The sequence below is a fragment of the Pseudohaliea sp. genome (assembly GCF_054552115.1).
Window position 1 is genome coordinate 244230 of sequence record NZ_JBTOLW010000001.1, and the last position, 14697, is coordinate 258926.

12 protein-coding genes are annotated in these 14697 nt (G+C 68.9%); 2 read left to right on the forward strand and 10 right to left on the reverse strand.

Annotated elements, in window-relative coordinates; all coding sequences use genetic code 11:
* Positions 1-29: 29 nt before the first annotated feature.
* The 8 genes from holA to miaB form a co-directional block, all read right to left on the reverse strand.
* On the reverse strand, positions 30-1034 hold the full coding sequence (gene holA / locus ACX93N_RS01125) for a DNA polymerase III subunit delta (protein ID WP_459426539.1): 1005 nt from the start codon (positions 1032-1034) through the stop codon (positions 30-32).
* On the reverse strand, positions 1034-1558 hold the full coding sequence (locus tag ACX93N_RS01130; protein WP_459426540.1) for an LPS-assembly lipoprotein LptE: 525 nt from the start codon (positions 1556-1558) through the stop codon (positions 1034-1036). Before ACX93N_RS01130 ends, holA begins: the two co-directional genes overlap by 1 nt.
* Complete coding sequence (gene leuS / locus ACX93N_RS01135) at positions 1558-4017, reverse strand: leucine--tRNA ligase (protein WP_459426541.1); 2460 nt, start codon at positions 4015-4017, stop codon at positions 1558-1560. Before leuS ends, ACX93N_RS01130 begins: the two co-directional genes overlap by 1 nt.
* A gap of 112 nt (positions 4018-4129) precedes the next feature.
* On the reverse strand, positions 4130-5680 hold the full coding sequence (gene lnt / locus ACX93N_RS01140) for an apolipoprotein N-acyltransferase (protein ID WP_459426542.1): 1551 nt from the start codon (positions 5678-5680) through the stop codon (positions 4130-4132).
* A 2-nt stretch (positions 5681-5682) separates the two neighbouring features.
* A complete protein-coding gene (locus ACX93N_RS01145; RefSeq protein WP_459426543.1) occupies positions 5683-6528 on the reverse strand; it encodes an HlyC/CorC family transporter in 846 nt (281 codons plus the stop codon).
* A complete protein-coding gene (gene ybeY, locus ACX93N_RS01150) occupies positions 6521-7006 on the reverse strand; it encodes an rRNA maturation RNase YbeY (RefSeq protein WP_459426544.1) in 486 nt (161 codons plus the stop codon). Before ybeY ends, ACX93N_RS01145 begins: the two co-directional genes overlap by 8 nt.
* On the reverse strand, positions 7003-8073 hold the full coding sequence (locus ACX93N_RS01155; RefSeq protein ID WP_459426545.1) for a PhoH family protein: 1071 nt from the start codon (positions 8071-8073) through the stop codon (positions 7003-7005). The genes ybeY and ACX93N_RS01155 overlap by 4 nt, the downstream gene beginning before the upstream one ends.
* Positions 8074-8099: 26 nt before the next feature.
* Positions 8100-9452: a tRNA (N6-isopentenyl adenosine(37)-C2)-methylthiotransferase MiaB gene (gene miaB, locus ACX93N_RS01160; protein WP_459426546.1), complete on the reverse strand. Its 1353-nt coding sequence runs from the start codon at positions 9450-9452 to the stop codon at positions 8100-8102.
* A gap of 211 nt (positions 9453-9663) precedes the next feature.
* Here miaB and ACX93N_RS01165 point away from each other — a divergent pair, with 211 nt between their 5' ends.
* Positions 9664-10005, forward strand: coding sequence for a DUF1820 family protein (locus ACX93N_RS01165; protein ID WP_459426547.1), 342 nt, complete (start codon positions 9664-9666; stop codon positions 10003-10005).
* Between the two features lie 522 nt (positions 10006-10527).
* Positions 10528-12939 (forward strand): endopeptidase La, encoded by a 2412-nt coding sequence (gene lon, locus ACX93N_RS01170; protein ID WP_459426548.1) that lies wholly within the window; start codon positions 10528-10530, stop codon positions 12937-12939.
* Between the two features lie 3 nt (positions 12940-12942).
* Here lon and ACX93N_RS01175 read toward each other — a convergent pair whose 3' ends face one another.
* Both ACX93N_RS01175 and ACX93N_RS01180 read right to left on the reverse strand, forming a co-directional pair.
* Entirely contained in the window at positions 12943-13680 is a 738-nt protein-coding gene (locus ACX93N_RS01175) for a sulfotransferase-like domain-containing protein (protein WP_459426549.1), read from the reverse strand.
* Between the two features lie 5 nt (positions 13681-13685).
* Positions 13686-14639: an aminotransferase class IV gene (locus ACX93N_RS01180; protein WP_459426550.1), complete on the reverse strand. Its 954-nt coding sequence runs from the start codon at positions 14637-14639 to the stop codon at positions 13686-13688.
* Between the last annotated feature and the right edge of the window lie 58 nt (positions 14640-14697).

Genomic DNA, 14697 nt, shown 5'->3' on the forward strand with positions numbered 1-14697 from the left:
AATGACCTGCCCGAAAAGGCGACAGGTCGCTACGGGCCGGCGATATGCAGGAGCAGCTGCTCCAGGGCGAGCCAGGGGTCGCCCGGGCCGTAGCCCTTGGCGGCGGCATCCGCGGCCAGCGCCAGGGACAGGGCCGCGGCGGAGCTGGCCGGGTCGTGGCGGCCGAGCGCCGCCTGCAGCACGCCCATGCGTGACTTCCAGACCCGCCGCGCCGCAAGGGCCTGCTGCGGCCGCTGGCCGCCGGCGATGTCGCGGGCGAGCTCATCGAGCAGGCGCACCTCGCGGCTGGCGGCCCAGCAGGCCACCGCCGGCTCGACGCCCTCGCCGCGCAGCCCCTGCAGCATGCGCAGGGCGTGAGCGGTGTCGCCGGCCAGGGCGGCGTCGATGGTCGCGAAGAGGTTGTAGCGGGCGTTGTCGAGGACGCTGTCGGTGACCGCGTCCAGGGTGATGTGGTCTGTGCCGAGGAGTTTGAGCTTCTCGATCTCCTGCAGGGCCGCGAGGAGGTTGCCCTCGACGCGCTCGGCGAGCAGGGCGAGGGCGTCCCGGTCGATGCGCATGCCGGCGCCGCGGATGCGCCGCTCGAGCCAGCCCGGCAGTTCCCGCGGCCGCACGGGCCACACCTGCACCGTGCCGCCGGCGCGGTCGATGGCCTTGTACCACTTGCTATTGCCGGCGTTCCTGTCGAGCTTGCCGGCCACGATCAGCAGGCGGTCGCCGGGGTCGGCGAGTTCCAGGTACTCGCAGAGCGCCTTGCTGCCCTCGGTGCCGGGCTTGCCGCCCGGCAGCCGCAGTTCCACCAGCTTGTGCTCGGCGAAGAGCGACAGGTTCGCCGCGCAGTCGCGCAGGGCCTGCCAGTCGAAGTCGCGGCCGTCGGCGTCCAGGACCTGCCGCTCGCTGCAGCCGCCGGCGCGGGCCGCGGCCCGCAGCTGGTCGGCGCATTCCTGTACCAGCAGCGGCTCGTCGCCGCTGACGAGATAGACAGGCAGCACCGACTGCGCGAGGTGGGCCGGGAGCTGCTCCGGGGTGATGCGCATCAGCCGCTGCTGGCGGCGAAGAAGGCGATGCGGCGGATGATCTGCTGCGCCAGTTCCCCGCGCATCTCGTCGCGGAGGATGCGTATCTCCTCCGCCTTGCCCACCACGTTGCGCGGATCGTTCTCCATCTGCTTGGCGACCTGGGCCGTCTCCGGGCCCATGACCAGGGCGCCCTCGCCGTCGCGCACGGCGAAGGTGGCGCGCAGCGTCAGCTCGAACTCGGCGGCCCGGGCCTCGGCGTTGATGGAGAGGTTGCGCTGGGCGAAGCGCTCCGGGCCCAGTTCGAGGCGGTGCGTCGCTTCGCCGGCATTCACCCAGCGGATGCCGCTGGCCGTGAACCGTGCGCGCAGGACCCGGGTGAACTCGCTGTTCGGGCTCGCCGCCTGCAGGTGCATGGCCTGCCAGCTGTCCGGCAGCGCGGTACCGCCGCCGGTGCCGCGCAGGTGGAAGCCGCAGCCGGCCAGCAGCGTGACGACAAGGACGGCGGCGAGCCGTGGCAGCGGCGAGGCCATTAACGAGGCCATCAGCCGACCACGATGTTGACGAGCTTGCCGGGCACCACGATCACCTTGCGCACGGTCTTGCCTTCCAGGAAGCGCTGAGCGTTGGGCTGCGCCAGGGCCTCCGCCTCGGCCCCGGCCTTGTCGATGTCCGCCGGTACGGACATTTTTGCGCGCACCTTGCCGTTCACCTGCACCACCATCTCGATACTGTCGCGCGCCAGGGCGCTGTCGTCCACAGCGGGCCAGGGTGCCCAGGTCACGTCGTCCTCGTGCCCCAGGGCGCGCCAGAGGTGGTGGCAGGCGTGGGGCACGACCGGGCAGAGCAGGCGCACGGCGGCATCCAGGCCCTCGCGGAGCACAGCGCGGGCCTGCGGGTCTGTGCCGTCGAGGCGGCCGAGCTCGTTGCACAGCTCCATGACCGCGGCGATGGCCGTGTTGAAGGTCTGGCGGCGGCCGTAATCGTCGCTGACCTTGGCGATGGTCTCGTGCACCTTGCGCCGCGCGTCGCGGGCCGCGTCGTCGAGAGCGGCCGGGTCCAGGGCGGGTACCGGGCCTTCGGCAACGTGCTCGGCGACCATGCGCCAGAGCCGCTTGAGGAAGCGGTGCGCGCCCTCGACGGCGGAATCGGACCACTCCAGGGACTGGTCCGGTGGGGCCGCGAACATGCTGAACAGGCGCACGGTGTCGGCGCCGTAGCGCTCGATGAGCGCGGTCGGGTCCACCGTGTTGCCCTTGGACTTGGACATCTTGGCCCCGTCCTTGAGCACCATGCCCTGGGTGAGCAGGCGCTGGAACGGCTCGTCGGAATCCACCAGGCCCTCGTCGCGCATGAGCTTGTGGAAGAAGCGTGCGTAGAGCAGGTGCAGGATGGCGTGCTCGATGCCGCCCACGTACTGGTCCACGGGCAGCCAGTAGTTGGCGCGCTCGCTGTCGAGCATGCCCGCTTCGTAGTCGGGGCAGGTGAAGCGGGCGTAGTACCAGGACGACTCCATGAAGGTGTCGAAGGTATCTGTCTCCCGCTCGACGACCTGGCCGTCGAACTCGAACTGGCGCCACTCGGGGTCGGCCTTCAGCGGCGAGGTGACGCCGTCCATGACCACGTCCTCCGGCAGCAGCGCCGGCAGCCGGTCCGCCGGGATCGGGATCTCGCCCCCGTCCGGCAGGTTGAGCATGGGGATCGGTGCGCCCCAGTAGCGCTGCCGCGAAACGCCCCAGTCGCGCAGCCGGTACTGGGTGGTGACCCGGCCGGCGTCGCGCTCGGCAAGCGCCGCGGCGATGGCCTCGAAGGCGTCCTCGAAGAGCAGCCCGTCGAAGTCGCCGGAATTCGTGAGGCGGCCGTAGTCCGTGTACGCCGCCTCGCTGACATCCGCCGGCTTGCCGCTCTCCTCGCAGATGACCACGGTCATGGGCAGGTCATAGCGCCGGGCGAACTCCCAGTCGCGCTGATCGTGCGCGGGCACGGCCATGACCGCGCCGGAGCCGTAGTCCATGAGCACGTAGTTGGCGACCCACACGGGGATGGCCTCGCCGGTGAGCGGGTGCCGGGCGGTGAGCCCCGTGTCCATACCACGCTTCTCGGCCTGGGCCGTCTCGGCCTCGGAGACGCCGCTCTTGCGGCACTCCTCGATGAAGGTGGCCAGCGCCGGGCTGTCCGCCGCCAGGGCCTGGCTGATCGGGTGTTCAGGCGCGAGGCTCAGGTAGGTCACGCCGAAGAGGGTGTCCGGGCGAGTCGTATAGACCTCGATGCGCGCCTCGCCGGCCACGGGTTCATCGAGGCTGAACGCCAGCTCGACGCCGCGGCTCTTGCCGATCCAGTTGCGCTGCATGGTGCGCACCTGCTCCGGCCAGCCGACGAGCCGGTCGAGCCCGTCGAGGAGCTCGTCGGCGTAGGCGGTGATGCGCAGGAACCACTGCGGAATCTCCCGCCGTTCCACCAGGGCGCCGGAGCGCCAGCCGCGGCCGTCGATGACCTGCTCGTTGGCGAGCACGGTCTGGTCCACCGGGTCCCAGTTGACCGTCGCCATCTTCTTGTAGACCAGGCCCTTCTCGTAGAGGCGGGTGAAGAACCACTGCTCCCAGCGGTAGTACTCGGGCCGGCAGGTGGCGAGCTCGCGCTGCCAGTCGAAGCTGAAGCCCAGGGCCTTGAGCTGCGCGCGCATGTGCTCGATGTTGCTGTAGGTCCAGGCCGCCGGTGCCGTCTGGTTGGCGATGGCGGCGTTCTCCGCCGGCAGGCCGAAGGCGTCCCAGCCCATGGGGTGGAGGACGTTCCTGCCCTGCATGCGCTGGTAGCGCGCGATCACGTCGCTGATGGTGTAGTTGCGCACGTGTCCCATGTGCAGCTTGCCGCTGGGGTAGGGGAACATGGCCAGGCAGTAGAACTTCTCGCGCGCGTGGTCTTCGCTGGCGGCGAAGCTTCCCTGTTCCTCCCAGTAGGCCTGGGCCGCCGCCTCCAGTGCCTGCGGGTCGTAGTGCTCGTCCATGGGTCGTTTCTGGTTCCGTTGCGTCAGGTCGTCGGGCCCGGGCTCCGCGCGGGCGCGCGAAAGAAAAAAAGAGAAGCGGGATGGTATCAATATTCCGCCGTAGCGGCGACGCTCAGCGGCCGTCTCGCCAGAAGATCCGGTAGGCCAGTGCCATCAGCAGCAGCAGGACGGCGCAGCCGCCGATCACCGGGCCGGTGCCGAAGCTGGTGAAGGGCGTATGGCCGAGCATGGCGCGGGCGTCGCCGACCAGGGTGGCCTCCTCGAACTGCGCGGTGCGGGCGCGCACCCGGCCGCGGTGGTCGATGATGGCCGTCACCCCGTTGTTGGTGCCGCGGAGCAGGTAGCGGCCGTTCTCCAGCGCCCGCATGCGCGCCATCTCGAGGTGCTGGAGGGGGCCGATGGAGGCCCCGAACCAGGTGTCGTTGCTGATGGTGACCAGCAGGTCGGCGTTGCGGGAGCCGCTCGCCACCAGCCCGGGGTAGACGATCTCGTAGCAGATGAAGGGCGCGGCGCGGTGGCTGCCGGCGCGCAGTGGCGGCTGGCCGGCGGGCCCGCGGCTGAAGTTCGACATGGGCAGGTCGAAGAAGGCGATCAGGCCGCGCAGCCATCGCTCCAGGGGCACGTACTCCCCGAAGGGGACCAGCCGTTGCTTGTGGTAGAGCCCGGAGCCCTGGCCGAGGGCGATGATGCTGTTGTGGAAGACGCCGGGCTCCGGCGCCGTGGGGATGCCGGTGATCAGGGTGCTGTCGGCGAGGCGTGCGCGGCGACTGACGGGGTCGAGGAAGGGACGTGCGCTCCGGTACAGGCGGGGAATGGCGGATTCGGGCCAGATGACGATGTCGTGCGCCAGCTGCGGGCCGATGGCCGCCTCGTACTGGCGGAGGATGTCGCCGTAGTAGCGCCGGTTCCACTTCTTCTCCAGGGGGATGTTCGGCTGGTAGAGGGCGACGGAGAGCGGCAGCTCGCTTGCCGGCGCCACCCATTCGACCTGCGCGAGCTGGCGCCCGCCGCCCCAGAGCACGGCGAGGAGCGCGCTGTAGACCAGCAGCGCCGCAGGCCGGCGGCTGCGCCAGGCGAGGAACAGGCAGCTGGCCGTCAGCGCCACGGCGAAGGAGACGCCGTAGACGCCGGCCACCGGTGCCCAGCCGGCGAGCCAGCTGTCGAGGTGGGCGTAGCCCAGGTAGAGCCAGGGGAAGCCCGTCAGCAGCCAGCTGCGCAGCCACTCGAAGAGTACCCAGAGGGCCGGGAAGCCGAGCAGCATGCCGCCCGGGAGCGGGCGTATCCAGGCCGCGTAGGCCGCGGCGAAGGCCGCTGGCAGGAGGGCGAGGCCGGCGCAGAAGACGACCGTGAGAAACACCGCCAGGGGAACGGGCGCGGCGCCGTAGACGTGAATGCTGACGTAGACCCAGGAAGCGCCCGTGCCGAAGAGTCCCGCGCCGAAAAGCCAGCCGCGCCAGGCCGCCCGGCGCGGTCCGCAGGTGCACAGGCTGTAGCCGAAGAGCGCGGCGCCGGCGATACCCGCCGGCCAGAAGCCGAAGGGCGCGAAGGAAAGGGTCAGCAGCGCGCCGGCAACGGGCATGAGCGCGCTCAGCCAGCGCGCCGGCTCACGGGTGCTGCCGGCGTCGGGGTTACCGGCGTCCGGGCTCCCGGTGGCACGGGCCACCGTCAGTCGTCCACGGGCCGCATGCGCAGGCTGTGGATCTTGCGCTGGTCTGCGTTAATGACCTTGAACTCGAAGGTGCCCACCCGCGTGGTCTCGTTGCGGGCCGGCATGTGGCCGAAGGCGTGGATGACCAGGCCGCCGATGGTGTCGAATTCCTCGTCGCTGAAGCGGGCCTCGAAGTACTCGTTGAAGTCCTCGATGGGCGTCAGCGCCTTGATGAAATACTCCTCGTCGCCGATGCGGCGGATGAACTGGTCTTCCTCGACGTCGGTCTCGTCCTCGATCTCGCCCACGATCTCCTCGAGCACGTCCTCGATGGTCACCAGCCCTGCGACGCCGCCGTACTCGTCGATGACGATGGCCATGTGGTTGCGGTTCTGGCGGAACTCGCGCAGGAGGACGTTGAGGCGCTTGCTCTCGGGCACCACGACGGTCGGCCGCAGGAGGTCGCGGATGTCGAAGGCGTCGGTCTCCTTGCGCAGGATCTGCGGCAGCAGGTCCTTGACCAGCAGGATGCCGAGCACGTCATCGGGGTTGTCACCGATCACCGGGTAGCGCGAGTGCGCCGAGCGGATGATCTGCGGCAGGATTTCCTCGAGGCTGCTCTCGGCCTTGATCACCACCATCTGCGCGCGCGGGATCATGATGTCCCGGGCCTGCATGTCGCTGACCTGCATCGCGCCCTCGATGATGCTGCGGGCGTCCTCGTCGATCACCTCGTTCTCGGCGGCGACGCTGAGCACATCCTCGAGGTCGCGACGGCTGCGCGGCTCCGAGGAAAACAGCTGGCCGATCTTGTTGAGCCAGGAACGTTCGTCGCCGTCCTGGCCGTTGCGATCATCACTCACAGTGCAGGGATTCCTCCGCGGCTTCGGTGCCGTAGGGACAGGGCAGCCCGAAGCTGCCGAGAATGTCGGTTTCCAGGGCCTCCATGGCGGCGGCCTCCGCCGGCGCCTGGTGGTCGTAGCCGAGCAGGTGCAGCGTGCCGTGCACGGCGAGGTGCGCCCAGTGCGCCGCGACCGCCTTGCCCTGCTCGCGCGCCTCCCGCTCGATGAGGGGGGCGCAGAGGACGAGGTCGCCGAGGAGCGGCAGCTCGAGGCCCGGTGGGAGATCGGCGGGGAAGGACAGCACGTTGGTCGGACCTGGGCGGCCCCGGAAGCGTTCGTTCAGCGCCGCCATCTCGGCATCGTCGACCACGCGCAGGGCGATCTCGGCATCCCCTTCGCGGCCGGCGGCGGCAAGGGCGGCGCCGACCCAGCGCTGGAACTCTTCCTCCCCGGGCACGGTCGCCTCACAGGCCTTTAGTACCACGAGGTCGAGCATCATGATCGGCGACTGTTTTCCAGTGACGTGGCCCGGTCGTCATGCTCGTCATAGGCCTCGACGATGCGCTGTACCAGCGGGTGGCGCACCACGTCGCGGTTGGCGAACCAGGTGAAGCCGATGCCGTCGATCCCCTGGAGAATCTGTGCCACGTGGGTCAGGCCCGACTGGGCGCCGCGGGGCAGGTCGATCTGCGTGGCGTCGCCGGTGATCACGGCGGTGGAGCCGAAGCCGATGCGGGTCAGGAACATCTTCATCTGCTCGCGGGTCGTGTTCTGCGCCTCGTCGAGAATGATGAAGGAGCCGTTCAGGGTGCGGCCGCGCATGAAGGCGAGCGGCGCCACCTCGATGATGCTGCGCTCGATGTACTTGTTCACGGTCTCGAAGCCGAGCATCTCGTAGAGCGCGTCGTAGAGCGGGCGCAGGTAGGGGTCGATCTTCTGCGCCAGGTCCCCGGGGAGGTAGCCGAGCTTTTCCCCCGCCTCCACGGCGGGGCGCACGAGGAGGATGCGCCGCACCCGCTCCTCGAGCAGCGCCTCCACGGCGCAGGCCACGGCGAGATAGGTCTTGCCCGTGCCCGCGGGCCCGATGCCGAAGTTGACGTCGCAGTGCTTGATGCTGCGCACGTAGCCCTGCTGGTTTTTGCCCCGCGGCTTGATCGAGCCGCGGCGGGTGCGGATCACCTGCAGCGGTTCGACGGCCGTGCCCTCGTCGGCCTCGCGCGCCGCCTCGGCGCGGGCCTCCAGGCCCGCCTGCTGCAACTGCAGGTGCAGGGACTCGGGCGTGAGCGCCACACCCTGGCAGACCTCGGCGTACAGGTGCTCGAGGAGGTCCGCGGCCGCCTGCGCCGCCGCCTCGGGCCCGGTGACCAGGAACTGGTTGCCCCGGGAGGCGATACGCACGCCCAGCCGGTCCTCGACCTGGCGCAGGTGGGCGTCGAGCTGGCCACAGAGCATGGCCAGGTGGCGGGCGTCGTCGGGTTCCAGGGTGAGGCTGCGTTCTACCGCCTCACTGTGTGGGGTGTCGTCGGTCAAAATGTCAGGTGCGGCGGGTGCCGGTGCATGAGTCATTGAGAATAACGGGGATTTGCAGGGCGTCAACCTGCGGAAGCGGCCGCCGGCGCGGGCGTCAGCATGCCGCGGAGGGAGTTCGGCAGCGCCTCCTCGATGCGCACGTCGACGAACTGGCCGATGAGTGCATGGTCCGTGCAGGCGAAGTTCACGACGCGGTTGTTCTCCGTGCGGCCCTGGAGCTGCCCCGGATCCTTCTTCGACACGCCACTGACCAGGATCGTCTGCGTGCTGCCGACCATGCGCCGGCTGATCGCCTGCGCCTCCTGGTTGATACGGGCCTGCAGGATATGCAGCCGCTGCTTCTTCGTCGCCTCGTCCGTGTCGTCCGGCAGCTCCGAGGCCGGCGTCCCGGGCCGGGCGCTGTAGACGAAGCTGAAGGAGGTGTCGAAGCGGATGTCCTCCACCAGTTTCATGGTCGCTGCGAAGTCCGCCTCGGTCTCGCCGGGGAACCCGACGATGAAGTCGGAGGAGATGCTGATATCCGGCCGCAGCCGGCGCAGCCGGCGGATCTTCGACTTGTACTCGAGGGCCGTGTGGCCGCGCTTCATGGCGGCGAGGACGCGGTCGGAGCCGCTCTGCACGGGGAGGTGCAGGTGGTCCACCAGCGCCGGGATCTCGGTATAGCAGTCGATGAGCGCGTCGGAAAACTCCACCGGGTGCGAGGTGGTGTAGCGGATGCGGTCGATCCCCGGCACCTGCGCCACGAAGTGCAGTAGTTCCGCGAAATCGACGATCTCGCCGAGGTGGTTCTCGCCGCGGTAGGCGTTCACGTTCTGGCCGAGCAGGGTCACCTCGCGCACGCCGCCCTCGGCGAGCTGGCTGACCTCGAGGATCACGTCGTCCAGCGGCCGCGAGACTTCCTCGCCGCGGGTATAGGGCACGACGCAGAAGGTACAGTACTTGCTGCAGCCCTCCATGATGGAGACGAAGGCCGTCGGCCCGTCGACCCGGGGCTCCGGCAGCCGGTCGAATTTCTCGATCTCCGGGAAGCTGACATCCACCACGAGCGTACCGCCGGGCCCGCGCTGTTCCATCATCTCGGGCAGCCGGTGCAGGGTCTGCGGCCCGAACACGAGGTCCACGTAGGGGGCGCGCTTGCCAATCTCCGCGCCTTCCTGGCTGGCCACGCAGCCGCCGACGCCGATCACCAGGTTCGGATTTTTCTCTTTCAGCTGCTTCCAGCGGCCGAGCTGGTGGAATACTTTCTCCTGTGCCTTCTCGCGGATGGAGCAAGTGTTCAGGAGCAGCACGTCGGCCTCTTCTGGGTCGTCCGTGGGCACGAGGCCGTGGCTCTCGCGCAGCAGGTCCTGCATCCGCGCGGAGTCGTACTCGTTCATCTGGCAGCCGTGTGTCTTGACGTACAGTTTCCTGGCCACGTCTTTTCCCCGGGCGATGCCCTGTGCTCTTGTCAATGAATGGTGCCCGTCGTTAAAACGGGCGCGCATTATACCGGCGCTGCCCGGCCAAACCTAGGGTCGATGGCTTTTGCCTTTTTTGGTGGTACCATGGCCGGCCGCCCGTGCGGCGGGCCCTGTCGCGGTCCACCCGACACCCGTCACGAAACCAGCACAGAACCAATCCGAGAACATGGCGCAACAACCGGTCTACAAGGTCATCTTCCAGAACGGCAACGAGGTCGTGGAGGTCTATGCCCGGCAGATCTACCAGAGTGACCTCTGGGGTTTCATCGAGATCGAGGAGTTCGTCTTCGGTGAGCGCTCGCAGCTGCTGGTGGACCCGAGCGAGGAGAAGCTCAAGAACGCCTTCAGCGGTGTCAAGCGCAGCTACGTTCCCCTGCACTCGGTGATCCGCATCGACGAGGTCGACAAGGAAGGCACCGGCAAGATCTCCGAGGGCAAACCCCGCGGCAACGTCGCCGCCTTCCCCTTCCCCCCGAACCATCCCGGGCAGCACGGGCCTGAGGAGTAGGATGCTCTCTGCTTCGGGCGTTTGAGAGCGGCGCTTTTGTAGACCGAGAGACCGAAGGCGCAGCTTCGTAGCTCGGGTCCGCCGCGGAAAAGGGGTACCGGGATACGCAAAAAGCGCCATCCATGGCAGCTCGGGCACGGCCCTCCGTGGCCGTGCACGATCCCGGTACCCCTTTTCCGCGCCGGCCCCTGACGGCGTAGCCAGCGAACGGCTGTGCAGGTGCTACGGCGTTGCATCGTGCTCCGTCGGCAGCGGCGTGGCGGGAGGGGGTGTCCCGGACCGTGCGAGGCAGGACGCCGAGCCCGAGCCGCCATGGATGGCGAATTGGCGTGTCCGGGACACCCCCTCCCGCCGCGACGCGGCAATATGGCACCGCTGGCGTGGAAGCGGCTCCATTGGTCGCCTACGGGTCGCGACGCGACAACGTGGCACCTCCCCAGTCAGCAGGCTCCACCAGCGCTTGAAGCTTGAATAAGCGTAAAAAAGCCCCACATCCAGAGCTTTCGGCGAGTGGATGGCAGCATGAGCGACGAGCAGGAAGCGAAGGCGGGGCAGGGGAGCCAGGCGGCGCCGGCGGTGGCCGACGAGGTGCTGCCGGATACCATCTACCTCATGCCCGTGCCGAACCGGCCGTTCTTTCCCGGGCAGGTGCAGCCCGTGGCGATCAACCCCGAGGAGTGGGGGGAGACGCTCAAGGCCGTGGGCCGCAGCGGCAGCGGCGTGGTCGGGCTCGCGTTTGTGCCCGGGATCGCCCCGGGGGACGTGGAGCAGCGGCAGTTCCCGGAGCTCGGCTGCGCGGTGCGCCTGCACAAGCCGCAGTCCATGGCCGAGAACCCCGCGCATTTCCTCGCGCAGGGGCTCAAGCGCTTCCGCATCGTACGCTGGCTGACCGACGAGGCGCCGTGGCTGGTGCAGGTCGAGTACCCGCGCAGCCAGGGCGACCGCGAGAGTGACGAGATCAAGGCCTATGCCATGGCCCTGATCAAGGCCATCAAGGAACTGCTGCCACTGAACCCGCTGTACAGCGAAGAGCTCAAGCAGTACCTCGCCAACTTCAACCCGAACCAGCCGAGCCTGCTCGCGGACTTCTCCGCGGCGCTGACCACGGCGTCGGGGGAGGACCTGCAGGAAATCCTCGAGACCCTGCCGCTGCAGTCGCGCATGGAGAAGGTGCTGGGGCTGCTCAGGCGCGAGCGCGAGGTGGCCGAACTGCAGGGGAAGATCAGCGAGCAGGTCAACGAGAAAGTCTCGAAGCAGCAGCGGGAGTTTTTCCTGCGCGAGCAACTCAAGGTCATCCAGAAGGAGCTCGGCATCTCCAAGGACGACCGCACCTCCGATGCGGAGCTGTTCCGCGAGCGCCTCGCAGCGCTGGATCCCCCGGAGCCGGTGGCGCAGCGCATCGAGGACGAACTGCACAAGCTCGGCGTGCTCGAGACCGGTTCGCCGGAGTACGGCGTGACCCGCAACTACCTCGACTGGGCGACCAGCCTGCCCTGGGGGGTGTACTCCGAGGACCAGCTGGACCTCGGCCACGCGCAGCAGGTGCTCGATGCGGAGCACGACGGTCTCGAGGACGTGAAGGCGCGCATCCTGGAGTTCCTCGCCGTCGGCGCCTTCCGCGGCCGCATCGCCGGCTCCATCCTCCTGCTCGTGGGGCCGCCGGGGGTGGGCAAGACCAGCATCGGCCGCTCCGTGGCCGAGGCGCTGGGGCGGGAGTTCTACCGCTTCAGCCTCGGCGGCATGCGCGACGAGGCGGAGATCAAGGGGCACCGGCGCACCTACATCGGTGCCATGCCCGGCAAGTTCGTGCAGGCGCTGAAGGAAGTGAAGGTCGCCAACCCGGTGATCATGCTCGACGAGATCGACAAGATCGGCGCCTCCTACCAGGGCGACCCGGCCTCGGCGCTGCTTGAGGTGCTGGACCCGGAGCAGAACACCGGCTTCCTCGACCACTACCTGGACCTGCGCGTGGACCTGTCGCAGGTCCTGTTCATCTGCACCGCGAACCAGCTCGACACGATCCCCGGGCCGTTGCTCGACCGCATGGAGGTGCTGCGCCTCGCCGGCTACGTCGCCGAGGAGAAGCTGGCGATCGCGAAGCACCACCTGTGGCCGAAGCAGCTCGAGCGCCACGGCCTGCCGCCGGAGCAGCTGAAGATCAACGACGCGGCGCTGAAGGTCGTGATCGAGTCCTACTGCCGCGAGGCGGGGGTGCGCAACCTCGAAAAGCAGCTCGCCCGCATCATGCGCAAGAGCATCCGCAGGCTCATGGACGGCGACCGCAGCGCGAAGCTGCGCGTGGGCAAGAAGGATATCGAGGATCTGCTCGGCAAGCCGGTCTACACCCAGGAGCGCCCGCAGCGTGGTGTCGGGTTGGCCACGGGCCTGGCCTGGACGGCCATGGGCGGTGCGACGCTGGCCATCGAGTCATCGCAGGTGCACACGCTCAACCGCGGCTTCAAGCTCACCGGCAAGCTGGGCGACGTGATGAAGGAGTCGGCGGAAATCGCCTACAGCCATGTGGTCGCGCATCTCAAGGACTATGGCTGTGACCGGGACTTCTTCGACATGGCCATGGTGCACCTGCACGTGCCGGAAGGCGCGACGCCCAAGGACGGCCCGAGCGCGGGTATCACCATGGCCACGGCGCTGGTATCGCTGGCCCGCCGCGAGCGCATCCGCCGGCCGCTGGCCATGACAGGGGAGCTCACGCTCACCGGGCAGGTGCTGGCGGTGGGGGGCATCCGCGAGAAGATCATTGCCGCGCGGCGCAGCCGCATTTTCGAGGTGATCCTGCCGCAGGCGAACAAGCGCGACTACGAGGAACTGCCGGACTACCTGCGCCAGGGCATGACGGCCCACTTCGCGCGCAGCTACCGGGAAGTGTTCGAGTACGTGTTCTCCGCCCACCGTCGGGACGGGGCCCTGCACTAGGGGTCAGTCGTCCGGGCGGATCGCGTAGGGTAGCATCTCGGCGTAGATCGCCTCGGCTTCCGCGCACAGAGCCTCGTACGCCGCGGGCAGGGGCGGGGGCGCGGCATTCGGCTCCGGCGGTGCGAAGCCCGTGGAGGCCTCCACGGCGGCGTACCAGTGCGGCGCCCAGACCCCGTCGCTGTCCCGCGGGCCCGCGGGCCAGTGCAGCATGCGGTCGCTGAAGGCGATGCCAATCCTCTCGCAGAGCTGGCGCAGGACGCTTGCCGGGTCTTTCAGCGTGAGTGCGGAGTCGATCACCGGCGGCACGGCGCCGAGGCGCTCGCGGACCCGGCGGAAGAGGGCGATCTGCTGCGGGAAGCCGACCTCCTCGAGGCTGAAGGCCGGGCGGATGCGCGCGTAGGAGGCGAGAATCCGCCGCGGTTCGCGGATCAGGAAGCAGTTCTCGAGACCGTCGGTGAAGGCGAGATCCATGGACGGCAGCAGGTGCTGCGTCATGTGCTTCTGGTAGAAGACAGTGGCATCGCCGCGCGCGCCGTGGACAAGGTCCTCGGCGACCACGCGCCAGTCCGTGGGCTGGCTGGCGATGATGGCCTCCCGCGCCGGGTGCTCGAGGCCGGTCTCGACCAGGTAGGCGGCGTAGAAGGGCTCGTCGACAACAGCGCAGTCGGGCCGGTTCTCGAAGGCCCGCATCATGGCCGTGCTGATGTTGCGCGGCCCGGACCACATGGCGATGCGACGCACGGCGCTCAGCCCTCCCGCGGGTGGCTGGCCCCCGGGCCGTCGATGTAGCGCTGCACGCGGTCGCGGTAGCCCTGGCGCAGGCGGGTGATGAACGGGCGCCTGCCGCTGTCCTCACCGCCACCATCACCGATGGTCCGGCCGTCCACCTCGCGCACGGGTACCAGGCCGGCAAAGGTCCCGGTGACGAACGCCTCCTGCGCGTTATAGACGTCGTTCAGCGTGAAGTTCTTCTCCCGCGCGGGGATGCCGAGTTCGCCGGCGATCTGCAGTACCTTTTCGCGCGTTATGCCGTCGAGGCAGTAGTCCCCGGTGGAGGTCCACAGCTCGTCCCGCCGCACGATGAAGAAGTGCGTGCTGTTGCAGGTGGCGACGAAGCCGTGCGGGTCGAGCATCAGCGCCTCGTCGTGACCGGCCTTGGCCGCCTGGATGCAGGCGGTGATGCAGTTGAGCTTGGAGTGGGTATTGAGCGTCGGGTCCTGCACGTCCGAGTAGCCCCGGCGCACGTGCACCGTGAACAGGCGCACGCCCCGGTCCACGGTCTCCGGCAGCGGATCCTTGTACTCGGGGATAATCACTACCGTGGGCGGCGTCACCGTCATGCGCGGGTCCTGGTAGGGGGTGGCCTTGACCCCGCGGGAGACCATGAGGCGGATGTGCACACCGTCGTGCATCCCGTTGGCGCCGAGTACCGCGTAGAGGCGGCGGGTGAGGGCGTCGCGGTCGAAGTCCGGCTCGAAGTCCAGCGTCTTCATGCCCTCGAAGAGCCGCTCCAGGTGCCGCTCGAGAAAGAGCACGGTCCCGCTTTCCACCCGCAGCCCTTCCCAGACGCCGTCGCCGAGGATAAAACCCGAGTCGAACACGGAGACCGTCGCCTCGGCCCGCGGCACCAGTTCGCCATTGATGTCGATGAGAATCCCGGCGTTGCGGGGGTCGTCGACGTACTCGTGCGTGCCTTTCATGGGCGGGTCTCCGGGCGTGGAACGGGGGGGGCAAAAGGGGGCGATTATCAACCCTCGC